Here is an 18697-nt window from a genome sequence, read left to right as displayed (position 1 = left end):
AATATAATATATTGAAAGAATTTTAATGTCAGTTTATGTATTTTTAAAACGTGAAATCCCTATTAAAAATCGCTCTTTTTACGCCCATCATTTTCGGAATACATAATTCCGCTTATGCTCAACTTGGTTTCTGCACAGGTAATTCTGGCGACCCAATTTTTATTGAAACTTTTGGAACTGGTACAATGGATGGACCAGAGTTAGCTCCAGGAACAACAACCTATCAATATGTTGGTTCAGGTTCTCCCAATGATGGTCAATATACCATATCCAGTACAAGCAATTATTTTGATTGGCACAATACACCTGACCATACACCAAATGATACCAATGGAAAGATGTTTGTCGTGAACGCTGATTTTACTGCTGGTGAATTTTTCAGAAGAAATATTACAGGTTTATGTGAAAACACTTCCTATGAGTTTTCTGCGTGGTTGGTGAATTTGCTTCCGTCATCAGGATGTGGAGGGTCAGGAATTCCCATAAATGTAAAGTTTGAAATTTGGGATATAACCGACACTACCTTATTGGCGTCAGGTGATACTGGAGTCATTCCAAATACAAATTCGGCCAATTGGCAACAATATGGATTGACGTTCCAAACTTTACCTGCCCAAACAGCAGTAATTCTGAAAATGAGAAACAACGCAAATGGTGGCTGTGGTAATGATTTGGCTATTGATGACATTATTTTCAAAACTTGTGGTGACAACATTGCGATTGAAGATATCAACACAAACAACACCATTATTGCCTGCGAACAGAATACACCCATTCAAACACAATTATCGGCAATTCCCGATTTTTCAATTTATAACACTCACGCTTACCAATGGCAAGAAAGTACTGATAATGTGAATTGGGCTGATATTCCTGGTGAAACCAATCAGAATTTTACAACTCCAGCTTTGACGTCGACTAGATATTATCGTGTGAAAGTTGCGGAAGATGCCGTGAATTTGGCAAATCCGTTGTGCAGTTCGTTGTCTGATGTCTTTGAGATTCAAATTGTGCCGCAACCTGCTGCGCCAGTTTCTGATGGTGATATTGAAAATTGTGGAGGTCAGAGCGAAATTCTTTCTGTTTCTGTCCCTACTGTTGTAACTGTCAATTGGTATGATGCTCTCAATGGAGGAAATCTTTTATTGGAAAATAGTTCAACGTTTGAAACTGAAATTGCAGGTACTTATTATGCAGAGGCTGTTTCTGAAGTTGGCGACTGCATTTCGAATTCAAGAACATCTGTAACGGTGAACTTTCTGCCGATACCCATTGTTGAAGATGAATCTACCTTTATTTGTGAAGGCGAAACAAAAACATTGTACGCCAATTCGCCTAACAACACTTATTTGTGGAGTACAGGCGATGCTATTTCCCAAACCACTGTGGATGCTCCTGGAATTTACACCGTAATCGTCACCAATGGAAGTGGTTGTTCTGTCACAAAAACAGTCACAGTCACACAGATTGACAGGCCTATCATCACTTCAATTGTTTCCGATGGAAGTGATATCATTGTAAATACCCAAAATATAGGAGATTTTGAATATTCATTGGATGGTGTAAATTATCAATTAAGTAATATTTTCTTCAATACCGAAGGCGGTTTGTATACTGTTTATGTCAAAGAACGAAATGGTTGCGGTGAGGTAACCCAAGAGTTTTTGCATTTTGTGATTCCAAAATTCTTCACACCAAATGGTGATGATGAAAACGAGCTTTTCATTTTGAAAGGCATTGAACATTACAACCAATCTGAAGTTTACATTTTTGACCGAATGGGAAGATTATTAGTAACGTCTAAAAATCAACCCTTCTACTGGGATGGTACCTTTAAAGGCAAACCATTACCTTCATCAGATTATTGGTATGTTATCACCATTAATGGGCATCAGTTGAAAGGGCATTTTTCGCTTAAGAGATAATATCCAAAGAATCTCCTCCTTCAATCGCCTTCCCTTGAAAAAAGGAAAGGAATCTTTTGTTTTGTGTTACTTCCCAACCTCAACCCATCGACCTTTGGTTCTTACCAAAAATTCATTGTCATACATCGCTTCAGCTTGAACGCCTGGTAAATAATAGGTGCCCAAATAGGAAGCATTCAGCATCACATTGAATGTCTTGCTATCGTATTTGCCTTTTTTGCTTAAATCAAAATAGAAATTGACACGGTCATCACGAATATCTGTATAACGTGCTTGACTTGTGGTGGTGTCTCCAAAATCAGTAAAACGTGTATTGACGATTTCCCAACCGGAAGGGAAGATTTGCGTCAGCGCCACATCATTCACATCTGAATTTTTGAGATTTCTTACCGTCACAGAAGCTACAAAATCTTGACCTTGCAACAGTTTGCCGATGTCAATTTTATTGCCATTCAAATCTTTGTATTCTACAGAAACGCTCAAACCACGTTGTTCGGCAATTTCTTGTCCCAATGGCAATTTACCAGAATTCAGGACTCTCACATACACCACATTCTCCTGATTGTTTTTAAAGCTAAATGTGTTGCTTCCATCTTTTACTGACAACTCTCGTTGCGCAACGGCACTTTTGGTATCAATAGTTTCTTCTTTGCCATTGAAGGTATATTGTACTTTCAATGACTTGCCACCATTCGCTTCGACCATTTTTGCCATTGCTAATAGACAATACGCTGTGGTTTGTGTGCTCATCCATTCATCGCTGGACAAATCTTTGGCGATGTCCTGTGCCAATTCGCGCTGTTTTGAATTTTGGGTCAACACCATTGTTTCCAAAGCCATCGCGCGATTTCGGTCCACAGAGCCATAGGTATAATAATTATAGCGAGGCGGCTCAAAGTTGATGTTGGCCGTACTCGAAATCTTGGTACTAGCTTCTTTTTGTCCTGCCAAAGCATAAGCTGCTGCCAAGCGCCATTTGGCTTCATTGGAAATTTCGCTGAATTCGCGCAGACGGTTCATTGCAGCTAAATCAGGACTTCCAGCCAATGCCAAGGTATAAAGGCGGTAGGCCTGTGCTAAATCTGAATTGTAAGTTCGGTAGCTTGGTCGCCATTCCTGCGCTGCTTGTTTTTGGTACTTCAACCAATTGTTTTTAAAGGTCAACGGCAACACAAACCCTTTTTTCTCGGCTTCTAGCATAAAATGTCCGGCATAACTTGTGCTCCAATCGTTGGCAGTGTTCTCGCCCATCCAATAGCTCATTCCACCATTCGGTTGCTGGAACATTCCAAGGCGTTTGATACCGTTTTCGATGTTTGATTTGATTTCTTGTTTCTTTTTATAAGGCAAATCAAAAATATCACTCAAATACAATTGTGGAAATACACTCGATGTGGTCTGCTCCAAACAACCGTGAGGATATTGTACCAGATATTGCAACCGTCGCGAGAAATCCATTGGAGGCATCGTGGAGAATTCAACCGTTGCAAAATTGGTTCCAGGAACGCCAAAGGTTGAAAAATCCATAGAAACCGTACTGTTAGGCTCTAATGTTTTGTCCAAAGCTTTTGATGTGATAGGATTTGGATTGTAAACATCGATATCTACTTTATAAGACGATGTTTCACCATTGCCATTTGCGACCACTTCAATCGTATTAAATCCTTTTGCTTTGCTGACGTCCAATTCAAAATAAGTCATCTGCTCGTCTGGTCGTGAAAAGCTCATAGACTTCGTTCTATCGCCTACCACTTCAATACCGTTGCTCAATTTCAAACTGATGTTCACGTTTTTCACGTTTGGTTCCATCGCAAAAACTGTGACTGGTAAGGTGACTTTTTCGCCAGGACTCAATTTGCGTGGCAAGGACGCCAAGACCATCAATGGTTTTTTCACCTGAACTGATTTGTCTGCACTTCCATAAGCTTCGGTTTTGGCATTACCAGCAACCACCATCATTCGGACGGCTCCGATATAGTTTGGCATTTTGATGTTGTGCGTTGCTTTACCGCCAGCTTCCAAATTAAAAGGCCCCAAATATTTTACAACTGGTTTAAAGCGATTCGCCTTTTGATTTTTTCCAGCGGTTGCACTACCATCACCACCAATCGCAAATACTTGGTCGATGCTTCTGGAATAGGCGCCTATGACATCATCAAAAACATCCCAAGTTTTAACGCCTAATGCTTCGCGAGCATAGAATTCATCCCAAGCATTCGGAGTTTTGAAACGTGTCAAATCCAACAGACCTTCCTCAACCATCGCAATGGTGTAGGTCATCGCTTTTTTGTTTTTCTCTGAAACCGTCACTTTAAATTCCTGTTCTGGTTTGAGGGAATTCGGCATCTGGATTTCTGGTTGCAGTTTGGTATTTTGGTCTTCTACCATCATTGGAATCACACCGTATAAACGAATTGGTAGATCATTGGCAGTAATGGCGTGCGGTTGCAACAAGGAAATATTAACGAACACATTAGGCGCCATATCTTTTGTTATCGGAATATTTACTGTGGTTTCGCCCTGCGTGGTTTTGACCCATTTGTAAGATAGTACATCCGAACCGTTTTCTACGCTAATCAAAGCGCGACCTTCATTGCCTGATGGGAACTTGATTTTAGCGGTTTGACCAACATTATACTGTTCTTTATCTGCAGAAAATACGAGCATTTTAGCAGCTTCCTTGTCAGTTGAAGGTGAAATATTACTCCAGTTTTTGTAGAAATAAGCTGTTCTTCCTGTGGCGTGACCACTGCTTGGGTCCACAATTCGGATGAGGTAACGACCGCGTTCGTTTTCAGGAATTTTTAGAGTGAATTTTCCTTTGCCATTGGCATCTGTATTCACTTTTTGGTCAAGATACGGTCTGTGATAATTGCTCGACACATAGCTCGACAGGTTGTCATAAGATGAATTCCACCACCATTGCCATTCAATTTTATAGACTTTTACTTCAAGACCATTTCTTTGAATTGGTTTTCCTTGGGCGTCGACCACCACGACATCAAACGTTTGGTTTTCATCCGTGAAAAATGAACCATATTGATTGCCTTTTGGTGATTTCAAACCGACAAACGATTCGTAAGGCGCATAGGTTTTTGTAAAAGCATCCAACGAAAAATCACCGCCATTTTCAAAGGCTCTGACCAAAAATTGAGCTGTCAACAAACCTGGTGCATTTTGCCCAACATTCAACTTACTGTTGATGTTTGCCTTACCATTTTCGTCCAAATTGCCTTCGAATACATTAATGTCTTCAGAAGAAAAGGAACGCGTCGGGTCAATGAATTCATAATCTTTATAATTTTTGAACCCTTGATACGATGTGCTGAACTTCGCCTTGATTTCAGCTTTAAGGTTTTTGGCTGGTGCACCGTGAAGCCAAGCGACATCCAAAGTTCCATTTAATGGTTGGTTGCTGGTCAAAATTTCATCTTCAAAATCAACCTTGATTTTCAATCGATTTGGTTTGACGGTTTCCACACGAAGACTTTTGTAAAATTGTGCGCCACCAACAGACACTCGCGCGCTGTAGCTTCCTGTTTTTCCTTCAGAATCGGTAGGAACGGTAAAACGATAGACATTATTGACGTGGTCGCTCGTGATGTTTTTGTAAATCAATTTACCATTTGGGTCGTTGATTTCCATTTTCACAGGATGGCCTTTTGGCAATTTGTTTTCGGCATCATTCAACATAAAAGTCAAGAATAGTGAATCGCCAGGACGCCAAACGCCACGTTCGCCATAAATGTAACCTTTCAAGCCTTTTTGCAGTGTATTTCCAGACACATCAAATTTGCTCAAGGACAAGGAATTGCCGTCAGCCAACTTCACATAGGTTGTATTCTTTCCGTGATAAGCAATCGCAAACGAGGCATATTTGTTCGCTTTAATTTTAGCCAAGCCGTCGCCATCGGTATCGACACGTCCAATTTCCTGTTGCTGGAAATTATAGAGTCGAACGCTTGCACTTTTCACAGGTTCGGTAGTCAAAATATCAGTTACAGCAAAATAGTAATGGTTGTTGGCGCCTTGTTTGGCAATCACACCAAGATTGGATGCCAAGAAATTCTGGGACACTACACGATTTTCATTGTAATAGGCATCGTGGCAAGGATTGTCGCGCTGACGCCAATTGTAACTGTAGTTTCGGTAATTGTAGATGCGATTATCCCAATATTCCTCTTCGCGCAAATCTTCATCTTCTGTTGATGATTCGCCATAATTGCCTTCGTAGTAATAATCATCCTCATAATAGTAGTCATCGTAATAATCTTCGCCATCTTCTGTATTGGTGATATTCGAATAATTTTCACAATCAAAAACGGAATAGTCCTTCTTGAAGCTCAATTCCACACGATACAAAGCGCCAGGGTCAGCCTTGAAAAATTTGGATAAGTCGATGCTGTAGGCTTTCCAGCGACCATCATTTTGAACATCATCTGTTTGAAGTGTGATAGTTTGCTTGGCAATACGGCGGCCTACACGACGGATTTCATACAGATTATCACTTTGTAATTCATTATCCTGAAGAAATTGCAGCACATTGTCCTCAAAAATCTTGATGATGCGAACGTCCACAGCCTTTAAACTGACGGCTTCAAAATTGAACTGTAATTTTTCGGAATTAGGTAAAATAGTTCCATTACTTATCAATCTCACCTGTGGTTTGAGCTCTTCAAAGGAGATAATTTCAGAAAAAGGCTGCTTCAATTTAAAGCCATCTGTACTTGTGATACCCTGGAACACATCAACCGTCAAATCACCAACCAATTTGTTCTCTGGATACACCTTAAGCACATTGCCATCGACCACAAATTTCGAGCCTGTTGCTTTTTGAATGGTCACCAATCCGTCGAAATTTTGCTGTTTTTTCAAAGGGTCAGAAAAGTTGATGGACAAATATTGTTCAGGCGATTGGATGACATCGAGATCCACAATGGTGAAGTTGTTTTTGCCTGGAATAGTGACTTTGTTTTCGCCCTTGCTATCGGCTTTGATGGCTTTACCGTTCCATTTTACCAGGATTTCAGAATCTTCGGTTTTACGGTTGATGCTGTCTATTTTGAATTCAAACAATTTAGAATTTTGATTGGCTTCATTCCATTGCAATTTCAATTTTTTGTTGCCTTGCCACGCTTCCACCAGCTGTTTAGCGTCTTTCAACGCAATGACATCCGCAGACCTTAAAACTGCTTCGACATATAGCCATTCCTTGCTGTAGGACTGTAAATTATTTGTAACAATATTGAAATTTGGCTCAATCGTTTTGAACGAAAAGGTATAAACTTCAAACTCTTTGGGTTGGTTGTTGTAAATCTTGTCCAACTTCACAGAAACCGTGTATTCTGTATCTGGTTTTAGGTTTTCATCTGGTTTGAATGCAAATGTGTGTGCATTAGTTGCCGTCAATTTTCCTTGAACATGAGGAGAAACGGACACAATTTTGTCATCCAACGCTTTTCCTGCTTCCCAGCCCTCCACATCTTTCGAGAGATTGACGACGATTGGGTCAGCAATAGAAACCCGTCCAGCCGTTGTGTAGCTTATATAGTCTCTAAATTTGAAAAGGTTGTCAGTTTCTTGATTACTGTCATCATCTTTTTTGCAAGAAAAAAGTATCAGCAGTACTAATGTTGAGAGCGAGAGTAGGTGTTTTGATTTCATAAATTTAGAATGTTGTAACGACTATAAAATTACAATAGGCTGATTGATTTTGGACTGGAATTCTAGTATTCGTAGCACTTCAATTAGAATTTGAATGTTGCATTAAAGTTAAGCCTTTTTAGGATGCCCAATATTTAGTAAGCAGTATTTTATTGTTATCTTCGCAGAAATTAATACTAAAAATTAAAAATAACTCAAATATGCAAGCAGTTGCTACAGATTTCGGAATCGAGAAAGCCTTAAAGGAATTAGGGATTAACGATATAAATGAAGGTACTTCAACCGGTTCGAACAGTTTTTCGAATGGAGACATTTTGGAAAGCTATTCACCAGTGGATGGACAATTGATAGCAAAGGTGAAATCAACCACCAAAGATGATTATGAAAAAGTAATGAATGCCGCCACCGAAGCGTTTAAGACTTGGAGAGTAATGCCAGCGCCACAACGAGGTGAAATCGTGAGGCAATTCGGAGAGAAATTGAGAGCTAAAAAAGAAGCTTTGGGCAAACTCGTTTCTTATGAAATGGGCAAATCCTATCAAGAAGGTTTGGGCGAAGTTCAGGAAATGATCGATATCTGTGATTTTGCCGTTGGATTGTCGCGTCAACTTCACGGTTTGACAATGCATTCCGAGCGTCCAGGGCACAGAATGTATGAGCAATACCATCCGCTTGGTGTTGTTGGGATTATTTCGGCATTTAATTTCCCTGTGGCTGTTTGGTCTTGGAACACGGCTTTGGCGTGGATTTGCGGTGATGTATGCGTTTGGAAACCTAGTGAAAAAACACCATTGTGTGGAATTGCTTGCCAAAATATTGCTGCAGAAGTTTTCAAGGCAAATAATCTCCCAGAAGGCATTTCTTGCTTAATCAATGGTGATTATAAAGTAGGCGCATTTATGACCAGAGATGCCCGAATTCCTCTGGTATCTGCAACGGGTTCTACTCGTATGGGTAAAATTGTGGCACAGGAAGTGGCTGGACGTTTAGGAAAATCACTCTTGGAACTTGGAGGTAACAATGCGATTATCGTTACGCCTGATGCTGATGTAAAAATGACTGTGATTGGTGCCGTGTTTGGTGCTGTTGGAACGGCTGGGCAACGTTGCACTTCCACTAGGCGTTTGATTATCCACGAAAGTATGTATGACAAAGTGAAGGATGCTATTGTGGACGCTTATAAACAATTGAAAATTGGGAACCCTTTGGATGAAAAAAATCACGTTGGGCCATTGATTGATAAAGATGCTGTAAGAATGTACAACGAAGCGCTTGAAAAAGTGGTTGAAGAAGGAGGAAACGTGATTGTAGAAGGAGGTGTTTTGTCTGGTGATGGTTACGAGAGCGGTTGCTATGTAAAACCTGCTATTGCTGAAGCGAAGCCAAATTATAAAATTGTACAGCACGAGACGTTTGCACCTGTTTTATATCTTTTGAAATATTCAGGGGATGTTGAAAATGCCATCGACATTCAAAACGGTGTTGCTCAAGGACTGTCATCAGCCATAATGACGAATAATCTTCGTGAGGCTGAACGCTTTTTGTCGCACGCTGGTTCTGATTGTGGTATTGCCAATGTGAATATTGGAACATCTGGTGCTGAAATTGGAGGTGCTTTTGGTGGTGAAAAAGAAACTGGTGGTGGACGAGAGTCTGGTTCTGATGCTTGGAAAGTGTATATGAGACGCCAAACCAATACTATCAATTACACAACAGATTTGCCATTGGCGCAAGGGATTAAGTTTGATTTGTAGTCAAGAATAAAAATTGAAAAAAGCCGTTTCAAATTGAAATGGCTTTTTTTATGGAATGGAAATACACTGGATACATAGTTTTAATAAGCTTCTTGCTTACAAATTGTATTGCTTATTTAGATGAAGGCATTCGAACTTTTGATTATTTGATGCGCTTATCAGATTGGGTGGCGCTGTTCATTTACACTGCACTTTTTTTGTTGCTACCCTTTGCAATTTTTTTCATTTCAAAAAGTAACATCAAATGGAGGTTTTCTAAAGCGCTTTTAGGATTTGCTCCAGCAATCATTTTGATTATGTTGATGCTTTAAGCATTTGTATAAAAAACAAAAACCCTATTTCAGTGCCGAATTTTTATCGGGAGAAATAAGGTTTAATTGTAATTGATTAATAGCACTGTAAAAGTCTAAAAAATATGCTACCCTCAAACAAAAAAACTATGATTGGTAAAAAAAACTGTATGAATGGTAGGATTTCACTTTTTGAGCTAACAAATTGATGTATAAAGCAAAAACCTCATTTCAATGCCGAAACTTTATCGGGAGAAATGAGGTGTTATGAAATTGATTAATAGCAGTACAAAAGTCAGAATTTCTTCTCGGACTAATGTGTCTAAATTGAAAACTTTGGGTTAAGGTTTAACTGTATTTTACTTTCCGCAAGATGCGAAGGGAGTCTTTATAGTTTTCATAAACGTCTTTTCCGTAGGCTTTCAAGAATGGTTTAGCTTCATTCAGTTTATCAATGGCTTCGTGGAAAAGATTCAAATAACAAATCAAATAAGTGGCTGGAAGATTCAATAAATCTTGCTCCTCGTGTTTGGTGAGTGTGATACCTTTCTTCAACTTATCAAGAATTGCGTTATTTGAATTATAAATATGATGAAGCACTTTTTTGTCGAATTGTGGCGCCTCAAACAATAATTTTGTGTCAATGTGATAGTTAGCGTTGTTCCCAAATTGAATAAGGGTTTCTTCCAGAGGATAATATTTATATGAGTTTTGAAGCCCCAAACTCACATATTCAACAATTTTAAAGGAATCTTCATCATAGGTAATTGAAACTTCATCTAAAGTTGAAAAGAACAATCTGACCTGTTCATTCACCAATTCAATATCCACACGACTGAAAAAGGTTTCATCTTTAACAACCTTTTTTTGTCCAGCCCAGCACAGCACAAAATATTCTTTAAACACTTTATATTGAGGGTTATAATCTCTTCGCTTGTTCATAAAATCGAAAACACCGTCAAGAGTATATTCTATATTGTTCTGTGCGTGGTTTTCAATGGACTCTACAATTTTTGAATTGACATCCTTGATTTCAATATCAAAAATTTTAGGCATACTCATACTTCCATCCCTAAAAAAAACAGAGCCGCCATAGTATTTCCAGATGTTTTTCCGCAAGGCTGTCAATTTACCCATCGGTCGAATGGTTACCAATCCAACAACCTTGTCATCAGGAAGGTGAGGAAAAGGAATGTTCTCGTAAGAAACAATAGGAGGATTGGTCAAATAAGCATTGATGAGGTTTTGAATCTTGCTGTCGTCAAAAAAGTCGACACCAACAATTTTGTTGTCTTCATCATCAACTCCTATGACAATAAAAGAATTGTTCTTTGGATTGCTATTGGAAAGCGCACAAATATGTTTCAGGAATTTCGCCTTGCCTTCTTTTTCACTGATGTCGATTTTACGCTTTTTGTCATAAAAACTGTTTTCATCATTGTGAGCAAGTAGGTTTTTTATAAGTAGGCGTTTGTTGATCATATCCAAATTCCTGCGAAGGCAGGAATAATCTTTTTCATTGTTCTTTTTTCACGGTTGTGCTATTCGCTTGAGCGGTAGGAAATACCAATAAATCCGCAATATTCACGTGCGCTGGTCTCGATATTGCAAAATATATAATTTCTGCAATATCTTCTGGCTGCAAAGCTTTGTAACCTTTATACACAGAATCAGCAATGGCATCACCTTTGAATCGCACTTGAGAAAATTCTGTTTCCACTAATCCTGGATTGATGGCGCTTACTTTGATGCCAAATGGATTTAGGTCTATCCGCATTCCTTCTGTGATTGCTAAAACGGCGTGCTTACTGGCGCAATACACATTCCCTTTTGGATAAACTTCCTTCCCAGCTGACGATCCAATGTTGATGATATGTCCAGATTTCCGTTCAGTCATTTGAGGAATTATGGCCTTGCTGACATACAACAATCCTTTTACGTTAATGTCCATCATTGCATCCCAATCGTCTGTACTGCCACTTTGTATTGGGTCCAAACCGTGTGCATTTCCGGCGTTATTGATAAGGATATCAATGTTTTTAAAATCTTCGCCAAGTGAAGCAATTGCTTTTTTCGTGGCTTGGTTATCCCTTACATCAAAATTCAATGTTTGCACATTCGTTTGACGTTCCAAGGCATTCTGAATGGTATCCAAGCGCTCTTGTCTTCGTCCGCAAAGCACCAAATTGATACCTTGTTTTGAAAATTCGTGTGCTGTTGCCCTTCCAATACCGCTTGTGGCTCCAGTGATTAATGCTGTTTTTCTATCCATCTGTTTTGCTGTTTACTGCTATGTATACTGAATACTAGCTACGGTACTTTATGTCCTTGACTTGCAACCAATATCAAAAACCAATCTTCTAAATCCAATTCAATATCCAAAACCTTGGCTGCATCCATAATTCGTTGTTTATTGGTCGTCCCAACCACAGGATGAATATTGGCAGGATGTTTTAAAATCCAAGCTAGCAATAATTGGTCTTCGGTAGCATTATACTTATCTTTTAACGCGCCCAATTGTTTATGAATACGTCTTGTCTGTTCTGTATCATCTTTGAATACGAAACCTAAAGGAGACCAGGACATTGGCGTAATGTTTTTAAGCATCATTTGGTCTAAAGTGCCATCGTGCATCGCAGAATGTTGTGTCAACGAAAACTCAATTTGATTAACGGCAATTTCTGTTGATTTTGAAATGAGTTCCATTTGTGAAGGTGTGAAGTTTGAAACTCCAAATGACCTGATCTTTCCGTCTGCTTTCAGATGTGAAATGGCTTCAGAGATAGCGTCGGGCTGCATCAAAGGACTTGGTCTATGAAGCAATAACAAATCCAAGTAATCAGTTTTTAAATTTTTTAATGATTCTTCAGCCGACCAAATAATGTACTCTTTACTATAATCATAATGCTTGACTTTGTTATTTCTGTTTTCTGAAAGATATTGAATGCCACATTTTGAAATTAATTGAATGTCTTCACGCTCAATGCCACTTTCGGCTAAAGCTCTACCAAAATCATTTTCAGTCGTATAACCACCATAAATATCAGCGTGGTCAAAAGTTGTAATGCCGTTTTCAATACAATGATGCATCATCGAAATCATTTCCAGTGAAGAAAATTTCTTTCCCCATTCGCCCCAAGTCATCGTTCCTGCAATAATTCTAGAATAATTCAAATTTTAATTTTTAGTGGTTTCTTTCTTAATTCATTTATAAAAATACTTAAATCGATACGAAATCCACCTCATCATTTTAGAATAGTTATACACTGTTGAAAGTTAAAGGTTTAACGTATTTAAAATCGTGTTCAAAGATTACACAGTCAATGTTTTTTGGTTATGAGCTAATGGTTTCTAAGGCTAAATCATAGTTTTGACCGTATTTTATATATAACTTAAAATTTCTTTAATATGAACTATTTTAAAAAATTAGCACTACTAACCATACTTTCTATAACCTTTTTTAGTTGTGGAGACGATGATTCATCATCTACTACACAAGGCACTTCTCAAATATCAGTAAAACTTATGGATGCTCCTGGTGATTTTGAGCACGTTTACGTAGAAGTTGTTGATGTTATGGTGAAAGTGAATGATGATAGTGACGATGATAGCGGATGGCAGAGTTTGAACGCCATTAACACGGGAACATATGATTTGTTGGATTTGACAGGTGGCGTTAATGTATTGTTGGTGGATGATTTTGAAGTTTTGGCAGGAACGTTGAACCAAATCCGTTTGGTTTTGGGTGATGACAATACTGTTGTTATTGACGGAGAAACATTTCCTCTTAATACGCCAAGTGCGCAGCAATCTGGCTTGAAAATTCAAGTGAACCAGACATTGTTGCCAAACGTTGGCTATACGTTCCTTTTGGATTTTGATGTGGATGAATCTATTGTTATAGCGGGTAATTCTGGTAATATTAATTTGAGACCAGTTATTAGAGCTAATGTGGAAGCAGTGACAGGTATTATTTCAGGTTCAGTGTTGCCATTAGGTGTTCAAACTGAAATCACGGCTACAAATGGGATTGACACAGTTTCGTCTTATGCTGATGCAGATGGAAATTTTGTTTTAGTAGGTCTTACCCCTGGAATTTATACTGTTACAGTTACTCCAGATCCACTTTCCGGATTTTCGTCATTTGTGATTGAAAACGTTGAGGTGACCGTAGAAAATAATACCACTTTAGGAGCCATTACATTAGAGTAATTGCTTAAATCATAAAACTTTATTAAAAGAGCAGTGCTAATGGTGCTGCTCTTTAATTTTTAACCAATTGTTAACAGCACGCATCGATAAATTTTAACAAATTTGAATCCCAAAAAAAATAAACCTATTTTGGGCTAAATTAAATTTTATTGAAGATGGAAGAAACTGTTGCAGTTGATATTAAATCAATCAACGAGAAAATTGAAAGAGAAAGTGCCTTTGTCGACTTGTTGATGATGGAAATGAACAAGGTCATCGTTGGGCAAAAGTATATGATTGAAAGATTGCTCATTGGCTTACTTGGACAAGGTCATATTTTACTTGAAGGGGTGCCAGGATTGGCAAAAACTTTGGCCATCAACACACTTTCACAGGCCATCGATGCGAAATTCAGCAGAATACAGTTTACGCCAGATTTATTACCTGCCGATGTTGTGGGAACATTGATTTACAATATGAAAATCAATGATTTCTCAATAAAAAAAGGACCTATTTTTGCCAACTTCGTTCTTGCAGATGAGATCAATCGTGCGCCAGCCAAAGTACAATCGGCTTTGCTTGAGGCGATGCAAGAGAAACAAGTAACCATTGGTGACGAAACATTTAAGTTAGACAAACCGTTTTTGGTAATGGCAACCCAAAACCCAATTGAGCAGGAAGGAACATATCCTTTACCAGAAGCGCAAGTGGACCGTTTTATGTTGAAAACCGTTATCGACTATCCAAAACACGAAGAAGAGCAACTAATTATTCGTGCCAATTTAAAAGGTGCTTTTGAAAAAATCAATGCCATCGTTTCTACAGATACCATTCTGAAAGCGCAACAAGCGGTCAGAGAGGTGTATATGGATGAGAAAATTGAAAAGTATATTCTAGACATTATTTTCGCCACACGTTACCCAGAAAAATATAAATTGTCAGACATAAAACCGCTGATTTCGTTCGGAGCATCACCTCGTGGTAGTATCAACTTGGCTTTGGCCGCTAAATGTTACGCCTTTATCAAACGACGTGGTTATGTGATTCCTGAAGATGTCAGAGCTGTGGTGCACGACGTATTGCGTCATAGAATAGGCATTACTTACGAGGCTGAAGCAGAAAACGTCACTTCTTTGGACATCATCAACAAGATTGTAAACGAGATTGAAGTACCTTAAATCAGTTGGCAGTATTCAGTGGCAGTGAGCAGTCGCTTTTTGTTCTGAATTCTTGATTTACTAAAGACCAACTGAAGACTGCGATTTTAAACTGCAGACTAAATAAATGGATACCAAAGAACTTCTTAAAAAAGTACGCAAAATTGAGATCAAGACACGTCGATTGTCTGATCATATTTTTGGAGGTGAGTATCATTCCACCTTCAAAGGTCGTGGTATGACTTTTAGTGAGGTTCGTGAATATCAATTTGGAGATGATGTCAGGAATATCGATTGGAATGTCACGGCACGTTACAATGAACCATTTGTAAAGGTTTTTGAAGAAGAACGAGAGCTGACGATGATGTTGATGGTGGATATTTCCGGGTCAGAATGGTTTGGATCTGAAGAACAATTTAAGAACGAAATTATCACGGAAATTGCAGCCACTTTGGCATTTTCCGCCACTCAAAACAATGATAAGATTGGTCTGATTTTGTTTACCGATCAAATTGAACTTTACATTCCGCCGAAAAAAGGACGATTCCACGTACTTCGAATCATTCGTGAATTGATAGAGTTTCAACCCAAAAGTAAAAAGACCAATTTGGCAGAAGCTTTGAAGTTTATGTCGAATGTGATGAAAAAGAAAGCGATTGTCTTCATTTTATCAGATTTTATTGTGGACGACTACAAGCAAACTCTTAAAATCGTCTCTAGCAAGCACGACATCACAGGAATTAGGATATACGATAAACGCGAAGAGGAAATTCCAAACCTTGGAATGGTTCAAATTGAAGACGAAGAAACAGGAGAATCAATGTTGGTCAACACATCTTCACAAAAAGTACGGATGAACTATTCAAATTATTATAAAGAGAAAGTAGAATATTTTAAAGATAGCTTTTCAAAATCTGGAGCAGGTTCTTTGGATTGCAGGGTTGATGAAAGCTACGTAAAAAAGCTTTTGGGTTATTTTAAAAGAAGAGCGTAACGATTTATGATTTACGATTTAGGACATAAGAACAACAAATCTTCGGGCTTCCGACTTCACGCTTCTGACTCTATGGTCATCGGTCATCGGTCATCGATCTTTTTGTCAATTCTATTTTTTCTTATCTCTTGGTGCTCATTTTCCCAAGTTTCTTCTTCAATCGATTCAACAAAAATCAAAATTGGCGCTCAAATTACCTATAAAATTCAGGTAGAGGCCGATACTACAGATTTGGTTGTGTTTCCAGAAGGTCAAACGTTTGCTCCATTGGAAATTATTGAATCTTACAAAGTTGATACTACAAAAAACAGTGCCAAATACAATCTCATCAAAAAATATGGACTGACGCAGTTTGATTCTGGCCGTTATACCATTCCACGACAAAAAATCATCATTGGCAATAAAACTTTTTATACAGATTCGTTGAAAGTTGAGGTGAATAATGTGGTTGTAGACACAACGAAACAAGGTCTTTACGACATAAAACCGTATATCGAAGTCGAGAAAAGCGCTAGCGATTGGTGGAAAACAGCATTGATTGTTTTGGGTATTTTGTTGTTGGCTGCCTTTTTGTTGTACTGGTTTATTTGGCGCAAAAAACCATTGACTGAAGAAGAAGAAATCGCTTTGTTGCCACCTTACGAACGTGCAAAAATGGCGTTGAAAAAGCTGGATGAAAGTGATTATCTGCAACAAGCTGAATTGAAAGGCTATTACTCTGAATTGACTTTCATCATCAGAAAATACCTCGATGAAAAAGTGTATGACAGAGCGTTGGAAAGCACGACAGATGAACTTGTTGCCAGGCTTAATTTACTGAAAGATGGGAATCAAATTGAATTGAGCAAAGAAGACATCCGCAACATCGAAACCATTTTGAAACGTGCCGATTTGGTAAAGTTTGCAAAATCAGCTCCAGATGTTGAACTGGCAAAAATTGATAGAAACACCATCGATTTGGAAATTGATCACGTTAAGGAAGCGCTTCCAGAACCAACTGAAGAAGAAAAACTGTTGGATAAACAATATAAGGAAGAGCAAGAACGTAAGAAGAAACGACGAAAAATTATTGCAACCGTCGTCATCAGTGTATTCTTGATCCTGACAATTTTTACTGGTTTTGTCGTAAAGTATGGGTTTGATTATGTGAAAGATACCATCGTTGGAAACGATAGTAAAGAATTGCTCGAAGGAGAATGGGTCAACAGTGCATACGGTGTGCCGCCAATATATATCTCAACTCCAGAAGTATTGGAACGAGTGGAATCTAAAGCGTTTGATACCATTGCTCAAGCGAAAACCACAATGTTTGGTTACGGTAAGTTGTTGGGTGATGTCAGTATGGCTGTGAGCACCACAAAATTCAACGTTCCTGACACCACTAAAATAGATTTGAATATTTCAATTGAAGGATCTTTGAGAATGCTTGAACAGAACGGCGTTAAAAACTTGATTACAAAACGAGACCAATTCATAACTCCTAATGCAGCTGAAGGTTTGAAAGTACACGGAACTGCTGATTTCCCCAGACCTCTATCAGAAGAATATGTAAAAGGAAATTATGTGATGTTGGCGTTTACAACTCAAAATATTCTGCAACAGGTGATGCTCGTTTGGAAAGCGGACGACGAATATGCAGATCAAATTATGGAGCGTGTACTTAATTCTGTAGAACTAAAAAAGGTTGAATGATGTTTGAAGGAATTGAGTTTTTAAATAAAGAATTTTTCTGGTTGTTATTGTTGCTTCCATTGGCAATCCTATGGTACGTATTCAAACATAAAAAACAAACGGCAGAGCTTCATATGTCAACCATTAAAGGTTTTAAACTTACCAATAGTTGGCTGCCGAAACTGAAACATTTGATGTTTGCCTTGAGATTGTTGGCATTAGCATTGCTCATAACAGCTATGGCAAGGCCTCGCACGGTAGATGTTTCATCAAAAACAAAAACCACGAGAGGTATTGATATTGTAATGGCAATTGATGTGTCTGCAAGTATGTTGGCTAAAGATTTGTTGCCCAATCGTCTTGAAGCATTGAAAAATGTGGCTTCAGATTTTATCAAAGGACGTCCGAATGACCGTATTGGTATTGTAGAATATGCTGGTGAAAGTTATACAAAAACACCAATAACAAGTGATAAAGCAATCGTCTTGCGTTCGTTGGAAGATGTAAGGTACAATACCGTTATTGATGGCGGAACAGCCATCGGAATGGGATTGGGAACCAGTGTCAACAGATTGAAAGATAGTAAAGCGAAAAGCAAAGTCATCATTCTATTGACAGATGGTGTCAATAATTCTGGGCAGATTGACCCAAAAACAGCAAGTAATTTGGCTGTTGAATATGGCATAAAAGTTTATACTATAGGTTTAGGAAGTAATGGTATGGCATTGTCACCTATTGGTATATTACCAAATGGAACCTTTCAATATGGACGGATTCAGGTGGAAATTGATGAAGCGCTATTGAAAGAAATCTCAAAAGTGACAGGAGGAAAATATTTTCGAGCCACCAATAATAAAAAGCTTGAAGAAATCTATGACGAAATCAACAAGCTTGAAAAAACAGATGTAGAAGAGTTTAAATTCTATAATTACGAAGAAAAATATCGTCCTCTTTTGTTGTTAGCATTGGGATTATTGGTTTTGGAATTTTTGTTGCGTTCCACGTTATTTAGAAGTTTCAATTAGAAAACAATCAAGGATGCAAAAAAAAT

The 18697-nt window shown here is 38.3% G+C and carries 12 protein-coding genes; 8 read left to right on the top strand and 4 right to left on the bottom strand.

Annotation, left to right across the window (positions count from 1 at the left end):
- The first annotated feature begins 50 nt into the window (after positions 1–50).
- Entirely contained in the window at positions 51–1925 is a 1875-nt protein-coding gene (locus M0G43_RS02035) for a T9SS type B sorting domain-containing protein (RefSeq protein ID WP_248023114.1), read from the top strand.
- A gap of 66 nt (positions 1926–1991) precedes the next feature.
- On the opposite strand, the gene M0G43_RS02030 is transcribed toward M0G43_RS02035, so the two are convergent.
- Complete coding sequence (locus M0G43_RS02030) at positions 1992–7589, bottom strand: Ig-like domain-containing alpha-2-macroglobulin family protein (RefSeq protein WP_248023113.1); 5598 nt, start codon at positions 7587–7589, stop codon at positions 1992–1994.
- Positions 7590–7789: 200 nt separating this feature from the next.
- Between M0G43_RS02030 and M0G43_RS02025 the strand changes: the two genes are divergently transcribed.
- Positions 7790–9343: an aldehyde dehydrogenase family protein gene (locus M0G43_RS02025; RefSeq protein WP_248023112.1), complete on the top strand. Its 1554-nt coding sequence runs from the start codon at positions 7790–7792 to the stop codon at positions 9341–9343.
- A 38-nt stretch (positions 9344–9381) separates the two neighbouring features.
- Positions 9382–9654 (top strand): hypothetical protein, encoded by a 273-nt coding sequence (locus M0G43_RS02020; protein ID WP_248023111.1) that lies wholly within the window; start codon positions 9382–9384, stop codon positions 9652–9654.
- Between the two features lie 327 nt (positions 9655–9981).
- Here the strand turns inward: M0G43_RS02020 and M0G43_RS02015 are convergent, their stop codons facing one another.
- The 3 genes from M0G43_RS02015 to M0G43_RS02005 are packed head-to-tail and all read right to left on the bottom strand — an operon-like array spanning position 9982 to position 12807.
- Positions 9982–11115 (bottom strand): ATP-binding protein, encoded by a 1134-nt coding sequence (locus M0G43_RS02015; protein WP_248023109.1) that lies wholly within the window; start codon positions 11113–11115, stop codon positions 9982–9984.
- Positions 11116–11149: 34 nt separating this feature from the next.
- Complete coding sequence (locus M0G43_RS02010) at positions 11150–11905, bottom strand: SDR family NAD(P)-dependent oxidoreductase (protein ID WP_248023107.1); 756 nt, start codon at positions 11903–11905, stop codon at positions 11150–11152.
- A 38-nt stretch (positions 11906–11943) separates the two neighbouring features.
- Entirely contained in the window at positions 11944–12807 is an 864-nt protein-coding gene (locus M0G43_RS02005; RefSeq protein WP_248023101.1) for an aldo/keto reductase family oxidoreductase, read from the bottom strand.
- 234 nt (positions 12808–13041) lie between these two features.
- Here M0G43_RS02005 and M0G43_RS02000 point away from each other — a divergent pair, with 234 nt between their 5' ends.
- The 5 genes from M0G43_RS02000 (at position 13042) to M0G43_RS01980 (ending at position 18671) form a co-directional block, all read left to right on the top strand.
- The gene (locus M0G43_RS02000; protein ID WP_248023099.1) at positions 13042–13845 is read left to right on the top strand and encodes a DUF4382 domain-containing protein; all 804 of its coding nucleotides are present in this window, start codon (positions 13042–13044) and stop codon (positions 13843–13845) included.
- A gap of 155 nt (positions 13846–14000) precedes the next feature.
- Complete coding sequence (locus M0G43_RS01995; RefSeq protein WP_248023089.1) at positions 14001–15002, top strand: AAA family ATPase; 1002 nt, start codon at positions 14001–14003, stop codon at positions 15000–15002.
- Between the two features lie 106 nt (positions 15003–15108).
- Entirely contained in the window at positions 15109–15975 is an 867-nt protein-coding gene (locus M0G43_RS01990; protein WP_248023087.1) for a DUF58 domain-containing protein, read from the top strand.
- 72 nt (positions 15976–16047) lie between these two features.
- On the top strand, positions 16048–17667 hold the full coding sequence (locus M0G43_RS01985; RefSeq protein WP_411039845.1) for a hypothetical protein: 1620 nt from the start codon (positions 16048–16050) through the stop codon (positions 17665–17667).
- Positions 17667–18671: a vWA domain-containing protein gene (locus M0G43_RS01980; protein ID WP_248023788.1), complete on the top strand. Its 1005-nt coding sequence runs from the start codon at positions 17667–17669 to the stop codon at positions 18669–18671. The genes M0G43_RS01985 and M0G43_RS01980 overlap by 1 nt, the downstream gene beginning before the upstream one ends.
- Positions 18672–18697 lie beyond the last annotated feature (26 nt).

It is taken from the genome of Subsaxibacter sp. CAU 1640 (assembly GCF_023156585.1).
Lineage (GTDB): Bacteria > Bacteroidota > Bacteroidia > Flavobacteriales > Flavobacteriaceae > JBPOFM01.
Note: the sequence above shows the minus strand (reverse complement) of the source record. Positions and strands in the feature narration are given on the sequence as shown.

Coding starts and splice junctions, on each gene's coding strand:
- M0G43_RS02030 (WP_248023113.1), bottom strand. CDS start 7,589: ATGAAATCAAAACACCTACTCTCGCTCTCAACATTAGTACTGCTGATA.
- M0G43_RS02025 (WP_248023112.1), top strand. CDS start 7,790: ATGCAAGCAGTTGCTACAGATTTCGGAATCGAGAAAGCCTTAAAGGAA.
- M0G43_RS02020 (WP_248023111.1), top strand. CDS start 9,382: ATGGCTTTTTTTATGGAATGGAAATACACTGGATACATAGTTTTAATA.
- M0G43_RS02015 (WP_248023109.1), bottom strand. CDS start 11,115: ATGATCAACAAACGCCTACTTATAAAAAACCTACTTGCTCACAATGAT.
- M0G43_RS02010 (WP_248023107.1), bottom strand. CDS start 11,905: ATGGATAGAAAAACAGCATTAATCACTGGAGCCACAAGCGGTATTGGA.
- M0G43_RS02000 (WP_248023099.1), top strand. CDS start 13,042: ATGAACTATTTTAAAAAATTAGCACTACTAACCATACTTTCTATAACC.
- M0G43_RS01995 (WP_248023089.1), top strand. CDS start 14,001: ATGGAAGAAACTGTTGCAGTTGATATTAAATCAATCAACGAGAAAATT.
- M0G43_RS01990 (WP_248023087.1), top strand. CDS start 15,109: ATGGATACCAAAGAACTTCTTAAAAAAGTACGCAAAATTGAGATCAAG.
- M0G43_RS01985 (WP_411039845.1), top strand. CDS start 16,048: ATGGTCATCGGTCATCGGTCATCGATCTTTTTGTCAATTCTATTTTTT.
- M0G43_RS01980 (WP_248023788.1), top strand. CDS start 17,667: ATGTTTGAAGGAATTGAGTTTTTAAATAAAGAATTTTTCTGGTTGTTA.